Below are 15,189 nucleotides of genomic sequence, written 5' to 3' on the forward strand. Positions count from 1 at the left end.
GGCGGTCGGGGATGGCGGCGCAGTGGGGGGTGATGATGATTTGGGGGTGGGTCCAGAGGGGGGACTCGGGGGGCAGGGGTTCGGGGTCGAAGACGTCGAGCAAGGCCTGGTGCAAGTGGCCGCTGTCGAGGGCGTCGAGGACGTCCTGGGTGACCATGTGGGAGCCGCGGCCGGCGTTGATGAGGCTGGCGCCGCGGGGGAGGTGGGCGAAGGTGTCGCGGTTGAGGATGCCGCGGGTGGCCTCGGTGGCGGGCAGCAGGCAGACCAGCAGGTCGGTCCGGGACAGGAATTCGGGGAACTGTTCGGGGCCGGCGTAGGACGGCAGGCCGTCGGGCAAGGTGGTGGCGCCGCGCGACCAGCCGCTGACGGGGAAACCGACTTTGGCCAGCAGGCGGGCGGCGGCGATGCCGAGGTGGCCCAGGCCCATGATGCCGACGCGCACGTCGGCGGCCACGCGCAGCGAGTCGTACAGCTCCCAGTGGCGGCGCGCCTGCTGGTCGATGGCGCGTTTGAGGTCGCGGGTCAGCATCAGGGCGCTGGTCAGCACGAACTCGGCCATCTCGGTTTCGGTGCGCGGGGTGACCATGCGGGCGATGCGCAGGTGGCGCGGCCAGGCGGAGTCCGAGACGATGTGGTCGACGCCGGCGCCGGCGCTGATGATGAGCTTGAGGTTGGGGAAGGTGGCCAGGCGGCCGTGGTCGGGCGCCCACACCAGGGCGTAGTCGATCGAGGCGGGGTCGACGTCGTCGAACCAGCTGACGATCTCCAGATCGGGCGCGTGGACCCTGAATTGTTCGCGCCATTCCGCCATGGCCGATTCGCCGCCAGACCTGATGATGAGCCGCATGCCTCGCCTACTCCGTTAAGGGCGCGCGCGCCCTGGGTGTGATCGGCGCCTTGCCGTCCGCGACGCGCGCAGCGTCGCGGACGGCAAGGCGCGCCTGTCCTCAGCGTTCGACCGTGCGGTTCCAGCGCGCGTTGAAGGCGGGACGGGTGGCGTTGATCTGGTCCCAGTCCAGGATCTTGGCGTTGGCCATGTAACCCTGGAAGCGCTTGAGCGCCTCTTCGCTGCCGGCCGGCGGTTGAACGTTCTTATTGGACGGGAAATGGCCGCCCATTTCCAGTGCCTTGGCCTGGGCCTGCGGCGACAGCAGGTACAGCGCCAGCTTCTGCGCCAGTTCCGGCTCGCTGTTCTTGGCGATGACGCACTCGGCCACCATCAGGATCACCGAGCCTTCCTTGGGTTGGGCGTATTCCACGGGGATGTCGCGCTTCTTCAGGCGGGCGATGGCGGTGGGCGTCAGCGGGAAGATGGCGGCTTCGTTGGACTGGATCATCTCGGCCAGCTTGGCCGAGTTGGGGATGTATTCCAGCACGTTGGGGCCGATGGTGGACGGCCACTGCTTGAAGCCGGGCTCGGTGTTCTGGTCATTGCCGCCCTGGATGCGATTGAACATCAGGAAGCCGTGCAGGCCGAAGGTGCTGCCCGAGGCCGACTGGAACACCACCTTGCCCTTGAACTTGGGATCGGCCAGGTCCATCCACGAGGTCGGCGCGGCCCAGCCTTTCTCCTTGAACAGGCGGGTGTTGTAGCCCAGGCCGGTCATGCCGATGTCGATGCCGGCGGCCATGCGGTCCTTCATGACGGCGGTCGGGTACAGGTCCTTGAGCACCGGATCGTCGTTGAGCGGCTCGCACAGGCCCATGGAAATGGCGCGCGCCATGATGCCGTCGTCCAGGAACATGACGTGCATCTGCGGCTTGTCCTTGAAAGCCTGGGCCTTGGCCAGCACGTCGGTGGAGGTGCCGGGCACCACCACGATCTTGACATTGTTGGCCTTCTCGAAATCCGGGAACACGTACTGCGTGAAGGCGCGCTCCATGTCGCCGCCGTTCATGCCGACGTACAGCGTCTTCTGCTGCGCCATGGCGCCCGCCGACAGCGCGGCCAGCGCCAGGCCCAGCAGCCACTTCCCCTTGGACGGGCGGCGAACGCCCTGTTTCTTGTGCATCATGGTGACTCCAGCGTTTGCTCACGAACAGGCCCCAACCGAGGCACGGCGCCGTGAGCGGCCCCCGTGTATCGTCCGATGCCGAAGGCGTCGATGGGAATGGAAGACCGGCCGTTTACGACCAGTTCGGAAAGCACTTCGCCCACGGCCGGGCCGATCTGGAAGCCCGCGCCCGACAGGCCGAAGGCATGGAACAGGCCCGGCACGGTGGCGCTGGGGCCCAGCACCGGGTTGTGATCGGGCATGTTGCCCTCCACCCCGGTCCAGAAGCGGATGACCTGCGCGCCGCGCAGCGGCGGCAGCAGGCGTTCGGCATTGGCCATCAAGGTGCCCAGCGCCTCGCGGCCGGGACGGGCAAGATCGGGGCCGGAAGACACGGCGCGGCCGCCGCCGATGACGCAGTTGCCGCGCGCCACCTGGCGCGCGTAGATGCCGCCGCCCTGCATGCCCAGGCTGACGTCCATGAACAGCGGCAGCGGCTCGGTCACCATCATCAACGGATGGATCGCGGTCTCCGGCACGGTCTCGCCGAAGTCCTGCGCGAAGCGCCCGGCCCAGGCCCCGGCGCAATTGAGCAGGAAGCGCGCGCGCACCTCCAGCGCGTCGCCGGCGCGCAGCACGAAACGCTCGCCGTCGTGGATGGCCTGCGTGACGGTAGTGCCTTCGCGCACGTCGGCGCCCAGCGCACGGGCGGCGCGGCCGAAGGCGGGCGACACCAGGCGCGGGTTGGCGTGGCCGTCCTCGGGACAGAACGAGCCGCCCACCACGTGCGCGCCCAGCCAGCCGAAACGCCGCGCCAGCGCGGCGCGGTCCAGCATTTCCAGGTTCATGCCGAAGCCGCGGGTCTGCGCGCGGTAGGCATGCAGGGCCTGCAGATCCGCGTCGGAACAAGCCAGCTTCAGGTGCCCCGAGCGCACGTATTCGCCGTCGATGCCGATCAGCTGCGGCAGCTGGCCCCAGAGTTCATGCGCGCGGCGCGCCAGCGGCATCTGCTCCAGGCCGCGGCCCTGGCGGCGCACGCCGCCGTAGTTGACGCCGCTGGCGCGGGCGCCGCACAGCGCGGCCTCCAGCAGCACCACCGGCACGCCCAGCCGGCGCAGGAACAGCGCGGCGCTGCCGCCGACGATGCCGCCGCCGAGAATGGCGACTTCGGTGTCGATGCGTTCGGTCATGGCGCGGCCTTTGCGGAACGATCCTGGCAGACGATATCCACGGGAATGGGCTTGACCGGCGGCTGGCCGCGCAGGCGGCCGACCGCGTCGGGTCCGGCGCCGCAGGCGTGCGCCAGCACTTCGGCCGCGCCGGCGCCGCACATGCGGCCCTGGCAGCGGCCCATGCCGACGCGCGTCAGCGCCTTCAGGCGGTTCAGTTCGTGCGCGCCGGTGCCGTGGACCGCCGCGCGCAGCGTGCCCGCGGTGACTTCCTCGCAGCGGCACACCACGGTGTCGTCGGCGATGTCGGCGGCCCAATCCTCGGGAAACGGAAAGGCTCGCTCCAGCGCGTCGCGCACGCGGCCGTTGGCGGCCAGGCGGGCTTCGAGCTGGCGCGCCCGCTGCGCCGGCTGCGCATGCCCCGCATCTTCCAGCAGGGCCAGCGCGGCGCGCTCGCCGGCCAGCTCGGCCGCGTCGGCGCCGCCGATGCCCGCGCCGTCGCCGGCCACGTACACGCCGGCCACGCTGCTGCGCCCGGCCGCGTCCAGGCGCGGCGTCCAGCCACGGTCGCGGACATTGAAGGCGAACTGGCAGCCCACCAGGCTGGCCAGCTGCGTTTCGGAACGCAGCGACAAGCCATAGCCCAACGCGTCGCAATCCACCCGCCGCTGCCGCGCTCCCTGGCGGTAGAGCAGCCCGGTGACGCGCGCTTCGCCCTCGACCCGCACCGGCCGCACGCCGCTGGCCATGGGCACGCCATGCGCGCGCAGCCAGGCCATGTAGTACAGCCCCTTGGCCAGCAGGCCCGGCGCGCGCAGCATGCCGGGCAACGCCGCCAGGCGGTCGGCGAAGCGCGAGGTATCCAGCACCGCCACAACGCGGGCGCCGGCCTTGGCGTACTGGTAGGCGACCAGATAGAGCAGGGGACCAGTGCCCATGAACGCGACGCGCTCGCCGATGGCGCAGCCCTGGTGCTTCAACGCCACCTGCGAACCGCCCAGGGTGTACACGCCCGGCGTCAGCCAGCCCGGGAACGGCAGCACGCGATCGGTGGCGCCGGTGGCCAGGATCAAGTGGGTGTAGGGCACGGGCGCGCTCTTGCCGTCGCGCAGCACATCGAGCGTCTTGCCTTCGGCGTTCCACACCAGGCTGCCGGGCCGGTAATCCAGTTGCGGCGCCAGCTCGTCCATCTTGCGGTGCAGCGCATCGGCCTTGCGGTGCTCGAAGCCATACAGCGCCGCCTTGGTCCGCGCGAAGCCGGGCGGCGGCTGGCGGTAGATCTGGCCGCCGGCGCGCGGCGCCTCGTCCAGCACCACCGGCCGCAGGCCCTGGGCCGCCAGCGTCTGCGCGGCGCGAATGCCGGCGGGGCCGGCGCCCACGATCACGGGCAGGATCAGGTTCATGATGCGTCGCCCTCCGCCGCCAGCGTGCCCGGCACCTGCTCGGCGCGCAGCGGCGCGCTGCGCAGGCGCATGCCCGCTTCGATGTAGGTGGAACAGGCGCGCAGACGCGTGCCATCCTCGCGCTGCATCCAGCAGTCCTGGCAGGCGCCCATCATGCAGAAGCCGGCGCGCGGCCCGCCGCCGAATTCCGACAGGCGCAGGCGCTCGGCCTGCGTCAGCACCGCCGTCAGCACGGTATCGCCGGCCAGCGCGGTGCAGGGTTTGCCGTCCAGCGTGAAGGCGACGGCGGGCCGGGCCGTTTCGGCCAGGCGTTTCAGTATTGCCATGATGGCGGGGTCTCCCGTTGCGTACCCGGCTTGCGCTTCATTTCTGTCCCACCAGCACGCGGTCCAGCCCGTAGACGCGATCCAGCAGCAGCATGGTCGCCGCGGTCAGGCCGATCACCAGCGCCGACACGGCGGCCATCATCGGGTCGATCGACTCGGTGGCGTACATGTACATGCGCACCGGCAGCGTGATGGTCGACGGCGCGGTGATGAACACCGACATGGTCAGCTCGTCGAAACTGTTGATGAAGGCCAGCAGCCAGCCGCCCGACACGCCCGGAATGATGAGCGGCAGCGTCACCTGGAAGAACACCGTGGCGCGGCTCGCGCCCAGCGACAGCGCGGCATGCTCGACCGAGCGGTCAAAGCCCACCAGCGCGCCGATCACCAGCCGCATCACGTAGGGCGTGATCACCACCACGTGGCTGAACACCAGCCAGCCGAAGCTGCCGGTGGTGCCCATCAGCGCGAAAAAGCGCAGCAGCGCCACGCCCAGCACCAGGTGCGGAATCATCAGCGGCGACAGGAACAGGCCGTTGAGCGCATCGCGCCCGGGAAAGCGGTAGCGCGTGATGGCGATGGCCGCCGGCACCGCCAGGCACACGGCGATGCTGGCCGACAGGAACGCCAGCCACAGGCTGTTCTTGAACGCCTGCATGAAATTGGGATGCTCGAACACCGCGTGGAACCAGCGCAGCGAGAACTGCGTGGTCGGCACCGTCAGCGTCGACTCGGGCGTGAACGCCACCAGGCACACGATGGCCAGCGGCGCCAGCACGAACGTCACCACCAGGGCATTGAAGGCCAATGCGAAAGGACCGTTCTTCTGCATGATCGCTGTCCTCGCTCAACCCAGGCTGCGCCGGTAGGAACGTTCCACCACGCGGTTGTACGCCATCATGATGATGACGTTGACCACCAGCAGCACGATGGCGATGGCCGCGCCCAGCGGCCAGTTCAATTCGGTCAGGAATTCGTCGTAGACCACCGTGGCCACCATCTTCAGGCGGCGTCCGCCCAGCAGCGCGGGAATCGCGAACGAACTGGCCGACAGCCCGAACACGATCAGGCTGCCCGACAGGATGCCCGGCATGGCCTGCGGCAGCACGATGCGCAGCAGCGTCTGGAAGCGCGACGCATTGAGCGACAGCGCCGCGTGCTCCACGGTCGGGTCCAGCTTCTGCAGCGAGGTCCACACCGGAATCACCATGAACGGCAGCATCACGTGCACCAGGCCGATGATGACGGCGGTGGGCGTGTACAGCAGCGGTCCCAGGCCCAGCGCCGCGGCCGCGCGGCCAATGGCCCCGCCCGGCCCCAGCAGCATGCTCCAGCCGAAGGCGCGCACCACCAGCGAGATCAGCAGCGGCGACAGCACCACCAGCAGGAAGATCGAGCGCCACGGCTTGCCCATGCGCGACAGGATGTAGGCCTCGGGCGCGCCGATCAGCACGCAGATCAGCGTGGTCACGCCCGCGATCCAGAACGTGCGCCAGAAGATCTCCAGGAAATAGCCGTCGGTCACCACCGCCAGGTAGTGTTCGAAGGTGTGCCCGGGCAGGATGCCCGCGCTGTAGTCGAACGGTCGGAACGACAGCACCAGCGTCAACGCCAGCGGCGTCAGCACCAACGTCAGGAACACGATCGCCAGCGGGATCGAACCGAGAATGGCCAGCAGGCCGTCGGTGCGCGGCTTGGGCGCGCGGACGGCGCCGGGTTGGGTCAGCGTCGCCATGTCAGGCCTCTTCGGCAACCGCCGCCACGGGCAGCACGCGAAGCACGCCTTCGGCCCAGTCCAGGCCGATCTGGTCGCCATCATCGTGCGGCCGGCGGCCGTCGTTGGGCGTCAGCACCGTCAGCGCCCCCACCGGCGAATCCAGCCCGTACATCCACTGGCTGCCCAGGAAGTAGCGCGTGCTGACCACACAGGACAGCTTGCCCTGGCCGGCCGGCACCGGCACCAGCTTCTCCGGCCGCAGCGACAGCTGCACGCTGTCGCCATGACGCAGGCCCGCGCCGTCGACCAGCACGCGCAGCGCGCCGGTCTCCACCTCGGCCTGCGCGCCGCAGCGCGTCACGCGGCCCGGCAGCAGGTTGGTCTTGCCGACGAAGCGCGAGATGAATTCGCTCTGCGGATGCTCGTACATGCGGTAGGGCGCGTCCACCTGCGTGGCGCGGCCGTCCTGCATCACCACCACGCGGTCGCTGATCGACAGCGCCTCGGCCTGGTCGTGCGTCACCATCACGGTGGTGGTGCCGATCTGCTTCTGGATGCTGCGCAGCTCGAACTGCATGTCCTCGCGCAGCTTGGCGTCCAGGTTCGACAACGGTTCGTCCAGCAACAGCACCGGCGGCCGGATCACCAGCGCGCGCGCCAGCGCCACCCGCTGGCGCTGCCCGCCCGACAGCTCGCGCGGAAAGCGGTCGGCATGCTTGTCCAGCTTCACCAGCGCCAGCGCCTCGCGCACCCGCGCCTGGCGCTCGGCGCGCTCGACCTTGCGCATCTTCAGCCCGAACGCCACGTTGTCCGCCACCGTCAGGTGCGGAAACAGCGCATAGCTCTGGAACACGATGCCCAGCCCGCGCGTGTTCGGCTTGGCACGGGTGATGTCGCGGCCGTCGAGCGTGATGCTGCCGCGCGTCACGTCGGCAAAGCCCGCGATCATCTGCAGCGTGGTGGTCTTGCCGCAGCCCGACGGCCCCAGCAAGGACACGAATTCCCCTTTCTCGACCGCCAGGTTCAGATCCGAGACGACCCGCAGGTCGCCGTAATTCTTGGAGACGTTGTCCAACCGCAGAAATGACATATTCCAAACCCCGTGCCCGGTGAGGAGCGCTGCGCGGGGCCGGCCCCGCGGTGCAATCGATGCAGGGCAGTCTAGGAGTCGCCGAAAAGGCCGGTCAATTAGGGTTTTCCGAAGAATCGAATTTTCTTCTTATTATTTCCGTATAACTGAATTTTCTGATAAAAATACAGCCGTATATTTTGATTATCGGAATTGAACAATGAAGAAATCAGAAGCCGCCGACGACGCCGGCGCCCAGGGCGTCCTGCAACGCGCCTTCGCCGTGCTGCGCGTCCTGTCCGACGCCAAGGGCGAAAAACTGCGCCTGACCGACATCGCCGCCCGCACCGGCCAGGCCCAGGCCACCGTGCACCGCGTGCTGCAGGGCCTGGTCCAGGAAGGCATGGTCGAACAACCCGCCCAGAGCAAGGGCTACCAGCTCAGCGTCGCCTTCTTCTCCCTGGCCGCCGCCGCCGGCAACCACCAATCGACCCTGCGTTCGATCTACCGCCCCGTCATGCTGCGCCTGAGCGGCATGCTCAACGACACCATCTTCCTGCTGGTGCGCAGCGGCTTCGACGCCGTCTGCCTGGACCGCATCGACGGCGCCTTCCCGGTGCGCTCGCACACCGGCGACATCGGCGGCCGCGTCCCGCTCGGCCTGGGCCAGGGCGGCCTGCTGCTGCTGGCCAACCTGCCCGAGGCCGAACGCGAAGAAGTCCTGCGCTTCAACATCCCGCGCCTGCACCATCTCGGCTTCGTCGACGAAATCTCGATGCGCGCCGGCATCAAGGAATGCCAGGAACTCCAATACGCCCGCAGCAAGGGCCAGGGCATCTTCCCCAACATCGCCGGCCTCGCCGTCCCCGTGCACGACCCCAACGGCGTCACCGTCGCCGCCCTCAGCATCGCCGCCCCCGTCGAACGCATCAGCGACGAACGCCTCCCCCTCATCGTCGAAATCCTGCGCCGCGAAGCCGCCGGCATCAGCGCCCAACTCAACCCGTTCGACCCGGCGCTAAGGCGCCCCAGCCAATTCCTCGGCACCGGCAACCGGGAATAAACCCGCAGCGCCACACCCCTCGCCGCGCCGGCCGACCTACGAAGAAAGACTCGCGAGCAAAAACCCGCAAGCAAAAAACAAAAAAGCCGGCAAGCCGCCACAGCGACCCACCGGCTTCCAGCCGATCAGAGAAACCTTCAGACCGGATAAGTCCCCGGCAACAAAATACTCCGATCCCCGACGTCGATATTGCGCCGCCCGCAAAGCGCCATCGTCGTATCCATTTCCTTGTAAAGGATCTCCAGCACGCGAGTCACGCCCGCCTGACCGTATGCCCCCAACCCGTACAGGAAGGCCCGCCCGATCATCGCTCCGCGCGCCCCCAGCGCCACCGCCTTGAGGATGTCCTGCCCCGAGCGCACGCCGCCATCCATCCACACTTCGATCTTCGACCCCACCGCATCCGCGATCGACGGCAGCGCCGCGATCGACGACATCGCGCCATCCAGCTGGCGTCCGCCGTGGTTGCTGACGATCAGCGCATCGGCGCCGCTGTTGGCCGCCAGCTGCGCATCCTCGACATCCAGGATGCCCTTGATGATCAGCTTGCCGCCCCAGCGCTGCTTGATCCATTCCACATCGTCCCAGCTCAGGCGCGGATCGAACTGCTCGGCCGTCCACGACGACAGCGACGACAGATCGCTCACGCCCTTGGCGTGGCCGACGATGTTGCCGAACGTGCGGCGCTTGGTGCCCAGCATGCCCATGCACCAGCGCGGCTTGGTCGCCAGGTTGATGAGATTGCGGAGGGTCGGCTTGGGCGGCGTCGACAGGCCGTTCTTGATGTCCTTGTGGCGCTGGCCCAGGATCTGCAGGTCCAGCGTCAGCACCAGCGCCGAGCAGCCGGCCGCCTTGGCGCGGTCGATCAGGTCGCCGACGAACTCGCGGTCGCGCATCACGTAGAGCTGGAACCAGAACGGCTTGCCAGTGGCCGCCGCCACGTCTTCCAGCGAGCAGATGCTCATGGTCGACAGCGTGAACGGCACGCCGAAATCGGCCGCCGCCTTGGCCGCCAGGATCTCGCCATCGGCATGCTGCATGCCGGTCAGGCCCGTCGGCGAAATCGCCAGCGGCATCACCGCGTCCTGGCCCACCAGTGTCGTGCGCAGCGAGCGGCCTTCCATGTTCACCGCCACGCGCTGGCGCAGCTTGATCTTCTGGAAATCGCTTTCGTTGGCGCGGTACGTGCCTTCCGTCCAGGCGCCCGAATCGGCGTAGTCGTAGAACATGCGCGGCACGCGCTTGCGCGCAATCGCGCGCAGGTCTTCGATGCAGGTGATCGTGGAGAGGTTAGCGGTCATGGTTATTTTTCTGGGGAAAGTGGGACGCGACCCCGCGGCGACCGGCCCGCGCGAACCCGCATGCGTCCTCCAGACACTTGCCGTTCACGCCGGGCGGCAAGGCCCCGCGGCGCCGCCCAGTATACGCGCCGAGGCCGGCAAGCGCCCCTTGCCGGCCCCGGTTCCCCCTTCATCGCGACCGCATTTGCGTCGACGGCGACGCGGCCGCTGACTCCGCCGCTAGCGCGGCCAGACCTTGGTCACCGCCCGGATCGTGGCCCACGCCACCCAGCGCGGGCTGGTCAGCCGCGCCCCCGGCAGGCGCCGCAGCACGTCCACCGCCAGGCCGCCACGGCGATGCCATTCCTTCTTGCGGGTCTGGCTGTCGGTCCAGCGGCCTTCGAGCCACGGAAACTCGCGCCGTCCCGGCTTGTAGACCGGCGGCGTGTTGTAGATCAGGATGTACGCCAGCCGCGGCTGCGGCGACGTATTGGCGCCCGTGAAATGCAGCGTGCGCGCATCGTGCACGGTGCAGCCGCCGGGTTGCAGCGGTTCGGCCACCGCCTGGTCGCGCGGGAAATCGGCGCAGCACTCGAGCGGGTGCAGCGTCTTGTCGCCGCCGGGCGAGCGATGCTCCAGCACCTCGCTCTTGTTGGAGCCCGGGATGAACTGCATGCAGCCGTTCTCCAGCGTGGCCGGCTGCAGCGCCAGCCAGATGCTCAGCTCGTTGTAGACGAAGTCGGGCGAGCGGAACGCCTCGTCCTGGTGCCACGGCGTCTCGGGCCCCACCAGCGCCGGCTTGAGCAGCGCATGTTCGCCGTACAGCGCGGCGTCCTCGCCCAGCAGTTGGCGCGCCAGCTCCAGCGTGCGCTCGTGATAGGCGGTCTTCAGCAGGCCCGGGGCATAATGGCGCGGATCGTGCAAACTGGGAAACTTGGCCGGCTTGGACGGGTCGTCGCGACTGATGAAATCGTATTGCGCCCCCTCGTTGTAGCCCGTCTTGTTCGCGAACAGTTCCAGCAGCGTGCGCCGGATATAGCCCACCTCGTCCTGCGGACACATGTCCGGCAGGGCCAGGTAGCCCTGGTCCCGATAGCGTGCTGTTTCTGCTTCCGACAACAAACTGGTCTCTTCCATAATGGCTTCTCCAAGCTTTGCTTGCGGGTGTTCCCGTTGGCACGTTTTGACATGTGCTCTAACGTATCGCTTCGATGCCCGAGGGGCCTATCGATCATCCGCTGTAGTCGGAACCGCCTAGGTCACCGGCGCGCCGCGGCGCATCATCCGAAGGAAAACCAATGCAAGACACCCATATCGAGACCGTCCACGTCACCGTCAGCGGCACCGTGCAGGGCGTGGGCTACCGCCATGCGGCGGTGCGGCGCGCGCACCTGCTGGGCGCCCGCGGCTGGGTGCAGAACATGCTGGACGGCACGGTCGAGGCCCTGGTGCAGGGCACGCCCGACCAGGTCGATCACATGCTGGAATGGTTGCGGCGCGGCCCGCCCGGGGCCGAGGTCGTCGAAATGGTCACGCGCCGGGACTACACCGACAAGCGTTATGCCCATTTCGAACAGCTGTAGGAAGCGCGCCACGGCCTACGCCGCTCATCCGAAAGCGGGGTGGAGACAAGGATGAATGCCGCGGGCCAGGCCCGCGGCGCGGGACGGGATCAGCGGTTGCGCAGCCAGCGCCCGCCGACCTGGTTGATGATCAGGCCGGCCAGCACGCAGCCCGCGCCCAGCCATTGCAGCGGCTGCAGCCGCTCATCGAAGGCGGCCGACGCCGCCCACAGGCCCACCACCGGCACCAGCAGCGAGAACGGCGCGATCCTGGCGGCCGGATGGCGCGTCAGCAGCTGCGTCCACAGGGTATAGGCCAGCAGCGTGGCCAGCACCGCCAGGTACAACACCGACAGCGCCTCGCCCCAGCCTATCCCCAGGATCATGCCCGTCACCGCGTCCCAGCCGTCGGCCAGCACCGCCAGCCCCAGGAACGGCAGCACCGGCGCGGCGCTGCTCCAGGCGATGAACGCGAACGGGTCGTAGCCGGGCGACTTGCGGCTGGCCAGGCGCACGATGATGTTCGACACCGCCCACATCGCGGCGCCGCCCAGCGTCAGCACGAATCCCAGCATGGTCATCTGGCCCGGTCCCTCGCCGCGGCCGGCGGCGATCACCGCCAACCCCAGCGCGGCCACGCCCAGCCCGAGCCAGTGATGCGGCCGCGCGCGTTCGCGCAGCACCGGCGCGGCCAGCAGCAACGTGAAGAAGGCTTGGGTCTGGATCACCAGCGAGGCCATGCCCGCCGGCATGCCGAATTTGAGGGCCGTGAACAGCAGGCCGAACTGGCCCAGCCCCTGCACCAGCCCGTAGGCGGCGATCCATTGCCATGGCAGGCGCGGCGGCCGCACGAACAGCACCAGGGGGAAGGCGGCCAGCGCGAATCGCAGCGCGCCCAGCATCATGGGGGAAAGGCCCTTGAGGCCGATCTTCATGATGACGAAGTTCAGGCCCCAGATCACCACCACCGTCAGGGCGCAGAGATAATCTTTCTTGGAAAGTTGGGTAGCGGCGGACATCCCGCATTATCGCATCGCCCGCCCCCGTGAAACGCCGGATCAGCGGCTTGCCAGCACTTTTTTGAAGGCCTCGATGGCGCGGTCGATGTCCTCGTCGTCGATGTGGCGGTGGGTCACGCAGCGCAGCCGCGTGCGGCCCCACGGGCGCGTCAGCAGGCCCGCCGCTTCCAGCGCCGTGACCCAGTGCGCGTTGGTCATGCCGGTGTCGGCGGTCTCGACCTGCACGATGTTGGTCTGCGGCACCGTGGCCGACAGCACCGGATCCAGGCGGTTCAGGCCGTCGCTCAGGCGACGCGCGCGCGCATGGTCCTCGACCAGCCGGTCGCCCATGGTCTGCACGCCTTCCAGCCCGGCCGCGGCCATGATGCCGGCCTGGCGCTGGGTGCCGCCGAGCATGCGCCGCAGCACCCGCGCCCGCGCCATCACCTGGCGCGGACCGGTCAGCACCGCGCCCACCGGCGCGCTCAGGCCCTTGGACAGGCATAGCGACACGGTATCGGCATGGCGGGTGATCTCGGCCGGCGCCACGCCCAGCGCCACCGCGGCGTTGAACAGGCGCGCGCCATCCAGGTGCACCGGCACGCCGGCCGTCTGCGCCATGCCGTACACCGCCTGCATGTGGTCCAGCGGCAGCACCGCGCCGCCGGCGTTGTTGTGCGAGGTCTCCATCGCCACCAGCGAGGTCTTGAGCTTGTGGCCGCCCGATTGCATCGCGTCTTCCAGGCGGTTCAGGTCCATCGCGCCGTCGGTGCCGGGCACGCCCTGGTAGAACAAGCCGGTGAAGGTGGCGGCGCCGCGCTCGGATGTGTACATGTGCGCGGCCGACTCCAGCACCACCTGCTCATTGCGCTGGGTCTGCGCCAGCACCGCCAGCAGGTTGGCCATGGTGCAGCTGGGCACGAACAGCCCGGCTTCCTTGCCCAGGCGCGCGGCCACGTGCGCTTCCAGCGCCCGCACGCTGGGGTCGCCGTCCAGCCCATCGTCGCCGATGGGCGCCGTGCGCATGCGCTCGTACATGGCGGCGGTGGGGTGGGTGACCGTGTCGCTGCGCAGGTCGACGAGCGGGTGGGAGGGGTCGACGGAGATCCGCTGGCTCATGGCTATCAGTGCTGCAAAATTTTGGAAAGGAACTGGCGCGTGCGCGGGGCGCGCGCCTCGACATCGCCGAAGAACGCGTCCTTCGGGCAGTCTTCGACGATCTTGCCGCCGTCCATGAAGATCACGCGGTCGGCGACGCGGCGGGCAAACCCCATTTCGTGGGTCACCACCATCATGGTCATGCCTTCGCCGGCCAGGTCGGTCATCACGTCCAGCACCTCGTTGACCATCTCCGGGTCCAGCGCCGAGGTCGGCTCGTCGAACAGCATCACCACCGGGTCCATCGACAGGGCGCGGGCGATCGCCACGCGCTGCTGCTGGCCGCCGGACAGCTCGCCCGGGTGCTTGTCCTTGTGCGCCGACAGGCCGACCCGCTCCAGCAGCGCCAGCGCGCGGGCGCGGGCCTCGTCCTTGCCGCGCTTGAGCACCTTGAGCTGGCCCAGGCACAGGTTCTCGGTCACCGACAGGTGCGGGAACAGCTCGAAATGCTGGAACACCATGCCGGCCACCGAACGCAGCTTGGGCAGGTTGGTGCGCGGATCGCCCACCTGGATGCCGTTGACCACGATCTCGCCCTTCTGGAAGGGCTCGAGCGCGTTCACGGTCTTGATCAAGGTCGATTTGCCCGAGCCGGAGGGGCCGCACACCACCACCACCTCGCCGCGGCCGACGGTGGTGCTGCAATCATCCAGCACCTGGAAATCGCCATACCACTTGCTGACCTGCTTGATCTCGATCATCGGGGGTTTCGAAGAGAGTTGCATCGTTGGACCTGTGGATAACCTGGGCGCCTAGCGCAGCACCCGGACGCGCTTTTCCAGCCGTTTGACCAGACGGGATGCCGTGAAGCAGATCACGAAATACACCACCGCCACGAAGAGATAGAGTTCCACCAGCCGGCCGTCGCGCTGGCCGATCTTGGACGCCGCGCCCAGGAAATCGGTGAGCGACAGCACGTACACCAGCGAGGTGTCCTGGAACAGGATGATGACCCGCGTCAGCAGCGCCGGCACCATGTTGCGGATCGCCTGCGGCAGGATCACGTAGCGCATGCCCTGCCAGTGGTTCAGGCCCAGCGCCATGCTGGCCGAGACCTGGCCGCGCGCGATCGACTGGATGCCGGCGCGCATGATCTCGCAGAAGTACGCGGCCTCGAACAGCGTGAACGTGACCACCGCCGAGTTGAACGCCCCCACCCGCAGCGGCGTGGGCGAGCCCACGATCCAGGCGGCGATGTAGGGCACCAGGAAGTAGAACCAGAAGATCACCAGCAGCAGCGGCACGGAACGCATCACGTTCACGTAGATGCCCGCCGGCACCGACAGGATCCGGTAGCGCGACAGGCGCATCATCGCCAGCACGGTGCCCAGCGCCAGCCCCATCACCGCCGCCAGCAGCGTCAGGGTCAGCGTGAACGTCATGCCGGTCTGGAACAGGTACGGCAGCGCGCTGCCGATGACGTCGAAATCGAATTTGCCCATGGCGGTTC

Annotated in this window: 16 protein-coding genes; 2 read left to right on the forward strand and 14 right to left on the reverse strand. The window is 68.6% G+C overall.

Annotated features, from left to right (window positions below; translation table 11 throughout):
- From AOZ49_RS22535 to AOZ49_RS22570, 8 genes are all read right to left on the reverse strand, one after another.
- A partial coding sequence (locus AOZ49_RS22535; protein ID WP_054477866.1) for a 2-hydroxyacid dehydrogenase occupies window positions 1–847 on the reverse strand: 847 nt, incomplete at its 3' end.
- 100 nt (window positions 848–947) lie between these two features.
- Window positions 948–2,015, reverse strand: a complete 1,068-nt coding sequence (locus AOZ49_RS22540; RefSeq protein ID WP_054431062.1) for an ABC transporter substrate-binding protein — start codon at window positions 2,013–2,015, stop codon at window positions 948–950.
- A complete protein-coding gene (locus AOZ49_RS22545) occupies window positions 2,012–3,184 on the reverse strand; it encodes an NAD(P)/FAD-dependent oxidoreductase (RefSeq protein ID WP_054431061.1) in 1,173 nt (390 codons plus the stop codon). The genes AOZ49_RS22540 and AOZ49_RS22545 overlap by 4 nt, the downstream gene beginning before the upstream one ends.
- On the reverse strand, window positions 3,181–4,566 hold the full coding sequence (locus AOZ49_RS22550) for an FAD/NAD(P)-dependent oxidoreductase (RefSeq protein ID WP_054477868.1): 1,386 nt from the start codon (window positions 4,564–4,566) through the stop codon (window positions 3,181–3,183). Before AOZ49_RS22550 ends, AOZ49_RS22545 begins: the two co-directional genes overlap by 4 nt.
- Window positions 4,563–4,892, reverse strand: a complete 330-nt coding sequence (locus AOZ49_RS22555) for a (2Fe-2S)-binding protein (RefSeq protein WP_054431058.1) — start codon at window positions 4,890–4,892, stop codon at window positions 4,563–4,565. The genes AOZ49_RS22550 and AOZ49_RS22555 overlap by 4 nt, the downstream gene beginning before the upstream one ends.
- Before the next feature lie 37 nt (window positions 4,893–4,929).
- The gene (locus AOZ49_RS22560) at window positions 4,930–5,724 is read right to left on the reverse strand and encodes an ABC transporter permease (protein WP_054431056.1); all 795 of its coding nucleotides are present in this window, start codon (window positions 5,722–5,724) and stop codon (window positions 4,930–4,932) included.
- Window positions 5,725–5,739: 15 nt separating this feature from the next.
- Complete coding sequence (locus AOZ49_RS22565) at window positions 5,740–6,627, reverse strand: ABC transporter permease (RefSeq protein ID WP_054431055.1); 888 nt, start codon at window positions 6,625–6,627, stop codon at window positions 5,740–5,742.
- 1 nt (window position 6,628) lies between these two features.
- Complete coding sequence (locus AOZ49_RS22570) at window positions 6,629–7,699, reverse strand: ABC transporter ATP-binding protein (RefSeq protein ID WP_054477870.1); 1,071 nt, start codon at window positions 7,697–7,699, stop codon at window positions 6,629–6,631.
- Between the two features lie 199 nt (window positions 7,700–7,898).
- Here AOZ49_RS22570 and AOZ49_RS22575 point away from each other — a divergent pair, with 199 nt between their 5' ends.
- On the forward strand, window positions 7,899–8,741 hold the full coding sequence (locus tag AOZ49_RS22575) for an IclR family transcriptional regulator (RefSeq protein WP_054431053.1): 843 nt from the start codon (window positions 7,899–7,901) through the stop codon (window positions 8,739–8,741).
- 137 nt (window positions 8,742–8,878) lie between these two features.
- Here the strand turns inward: AOZ49_RS22575 and AOZ49_RS22580 are convergent, their stop codons facing one another.
- Window positions 8,879–10,042, reverse strand: a complete 1,164-nt coding sequence (locus AOZ49_RS22580; protein ID WP_054477871.1) for an alpha-hydroxy acid oxidase — start codon at window positions 10,040–10,042, stop codon at window positions 8,879–8,881.
- A 219-nt stretch (window positions 10,043–10,261) separates the two neighbouring features.
- Window positions 10,262–11,158: a phytanoyl-CoA dioxygenase family protein gene (locus AOZ49_RS22585; RefSeq protein WP_054431049.1), complete on the reverse strand. Its 897-nt coding sequence runs from the start codon at window positions 11,156–11,158 to the stop codon at window positions 10,262–10,264.
- A gap of 161 nt (window positions 11,159–11,319) precedes the next feature.
- Here AOZ49_RS22585 and AOZ49_RS22590 point away from each other — a divergent pair, with 161 nt between their 5' ends.
- Window positions 11,320–11,604, forward strand: a complete 285-nt coding sequence (locus AOZ49_RS22590; RefSeq protein ID WP_054431048.1) for an acylphosphatase — start codon at window positions 11,320–11,322, stop codon at window positions 11,602–11,604.
- An 89-nt stretch (window positions 11,605–11,693) separates the two neighbouring features.
- On the opposite strand, the gene AOZ49_RS22595 is transcribed toward AOZ49_RS22590, so the two are convergent.
- Genes AOZ49_RS22595 through AOZ49_RS22610 form a run of 4 tightly spaced genes read right to left on the reverse strand, consistent with a single transcriptional unit; the run spans window position 11,694 to window position 15,181 of the window.
- Window positions 11,694–12,602, reverse strand: coding sequence for an EamA family transporter (locus AOZ49_RS22595; RefSeq protein WP_054431046.1), 909 nt, complete (start codon window positions 12,600–12,602; stop codon window positions 11,694–11,696).
- 39 nt (window positions 12,603–12,641) lie between these two features.
- Window positions 12,642–13,700, reverse strand: a complete 1,059-nt coding sequence (locus AOZ49_RS22600) for a threonine aldolase family protein (RefSeq protein ID WP_054477873.1) — start codon at window positions 13,698–13,700, stop codon at window positions 12,642–12,644.
- A 5-nt stretch (window positions 13,701–13,705) separates the two neighbouring features.
- Complete coding sequence (locus tag AOZ49_RS22605; protein ID WP_054431043.1) at window positions 13,706–14,440, reverse strand: amino acid ABC transporter ATP-binding protein; 735 nt, start codon at window positions 14,438–14,440, stop codon at window positions 13,706–13,708.
- Between the two features lie 51 nt (window positions 14,441–14,491).
- On the reverse strand, window positions 14,492–15,181 hold the full coding sequence (locus tag AOZ49_RS22610) for an amino acid ABC transporter permease (protein WP_054431041.1): 690 nt from the start codon (window positions 15,179–15,181) through the stop codon (window positions 14,492–14,494).
- Window positions 15,182–15,189 lie beyond the last annotated feature (8 nt).

This window comes from Achromobacter sp. 2789STDY5608615 (assembly GCF_001298995.1).
GTDB classification, from domain to species: Bacteria; Pseudomonadota; Gammaproteobacteria; order Burkholderiales; family Burkholderiaceae_B; genus Achromobacter; species Achromobacter insuavis.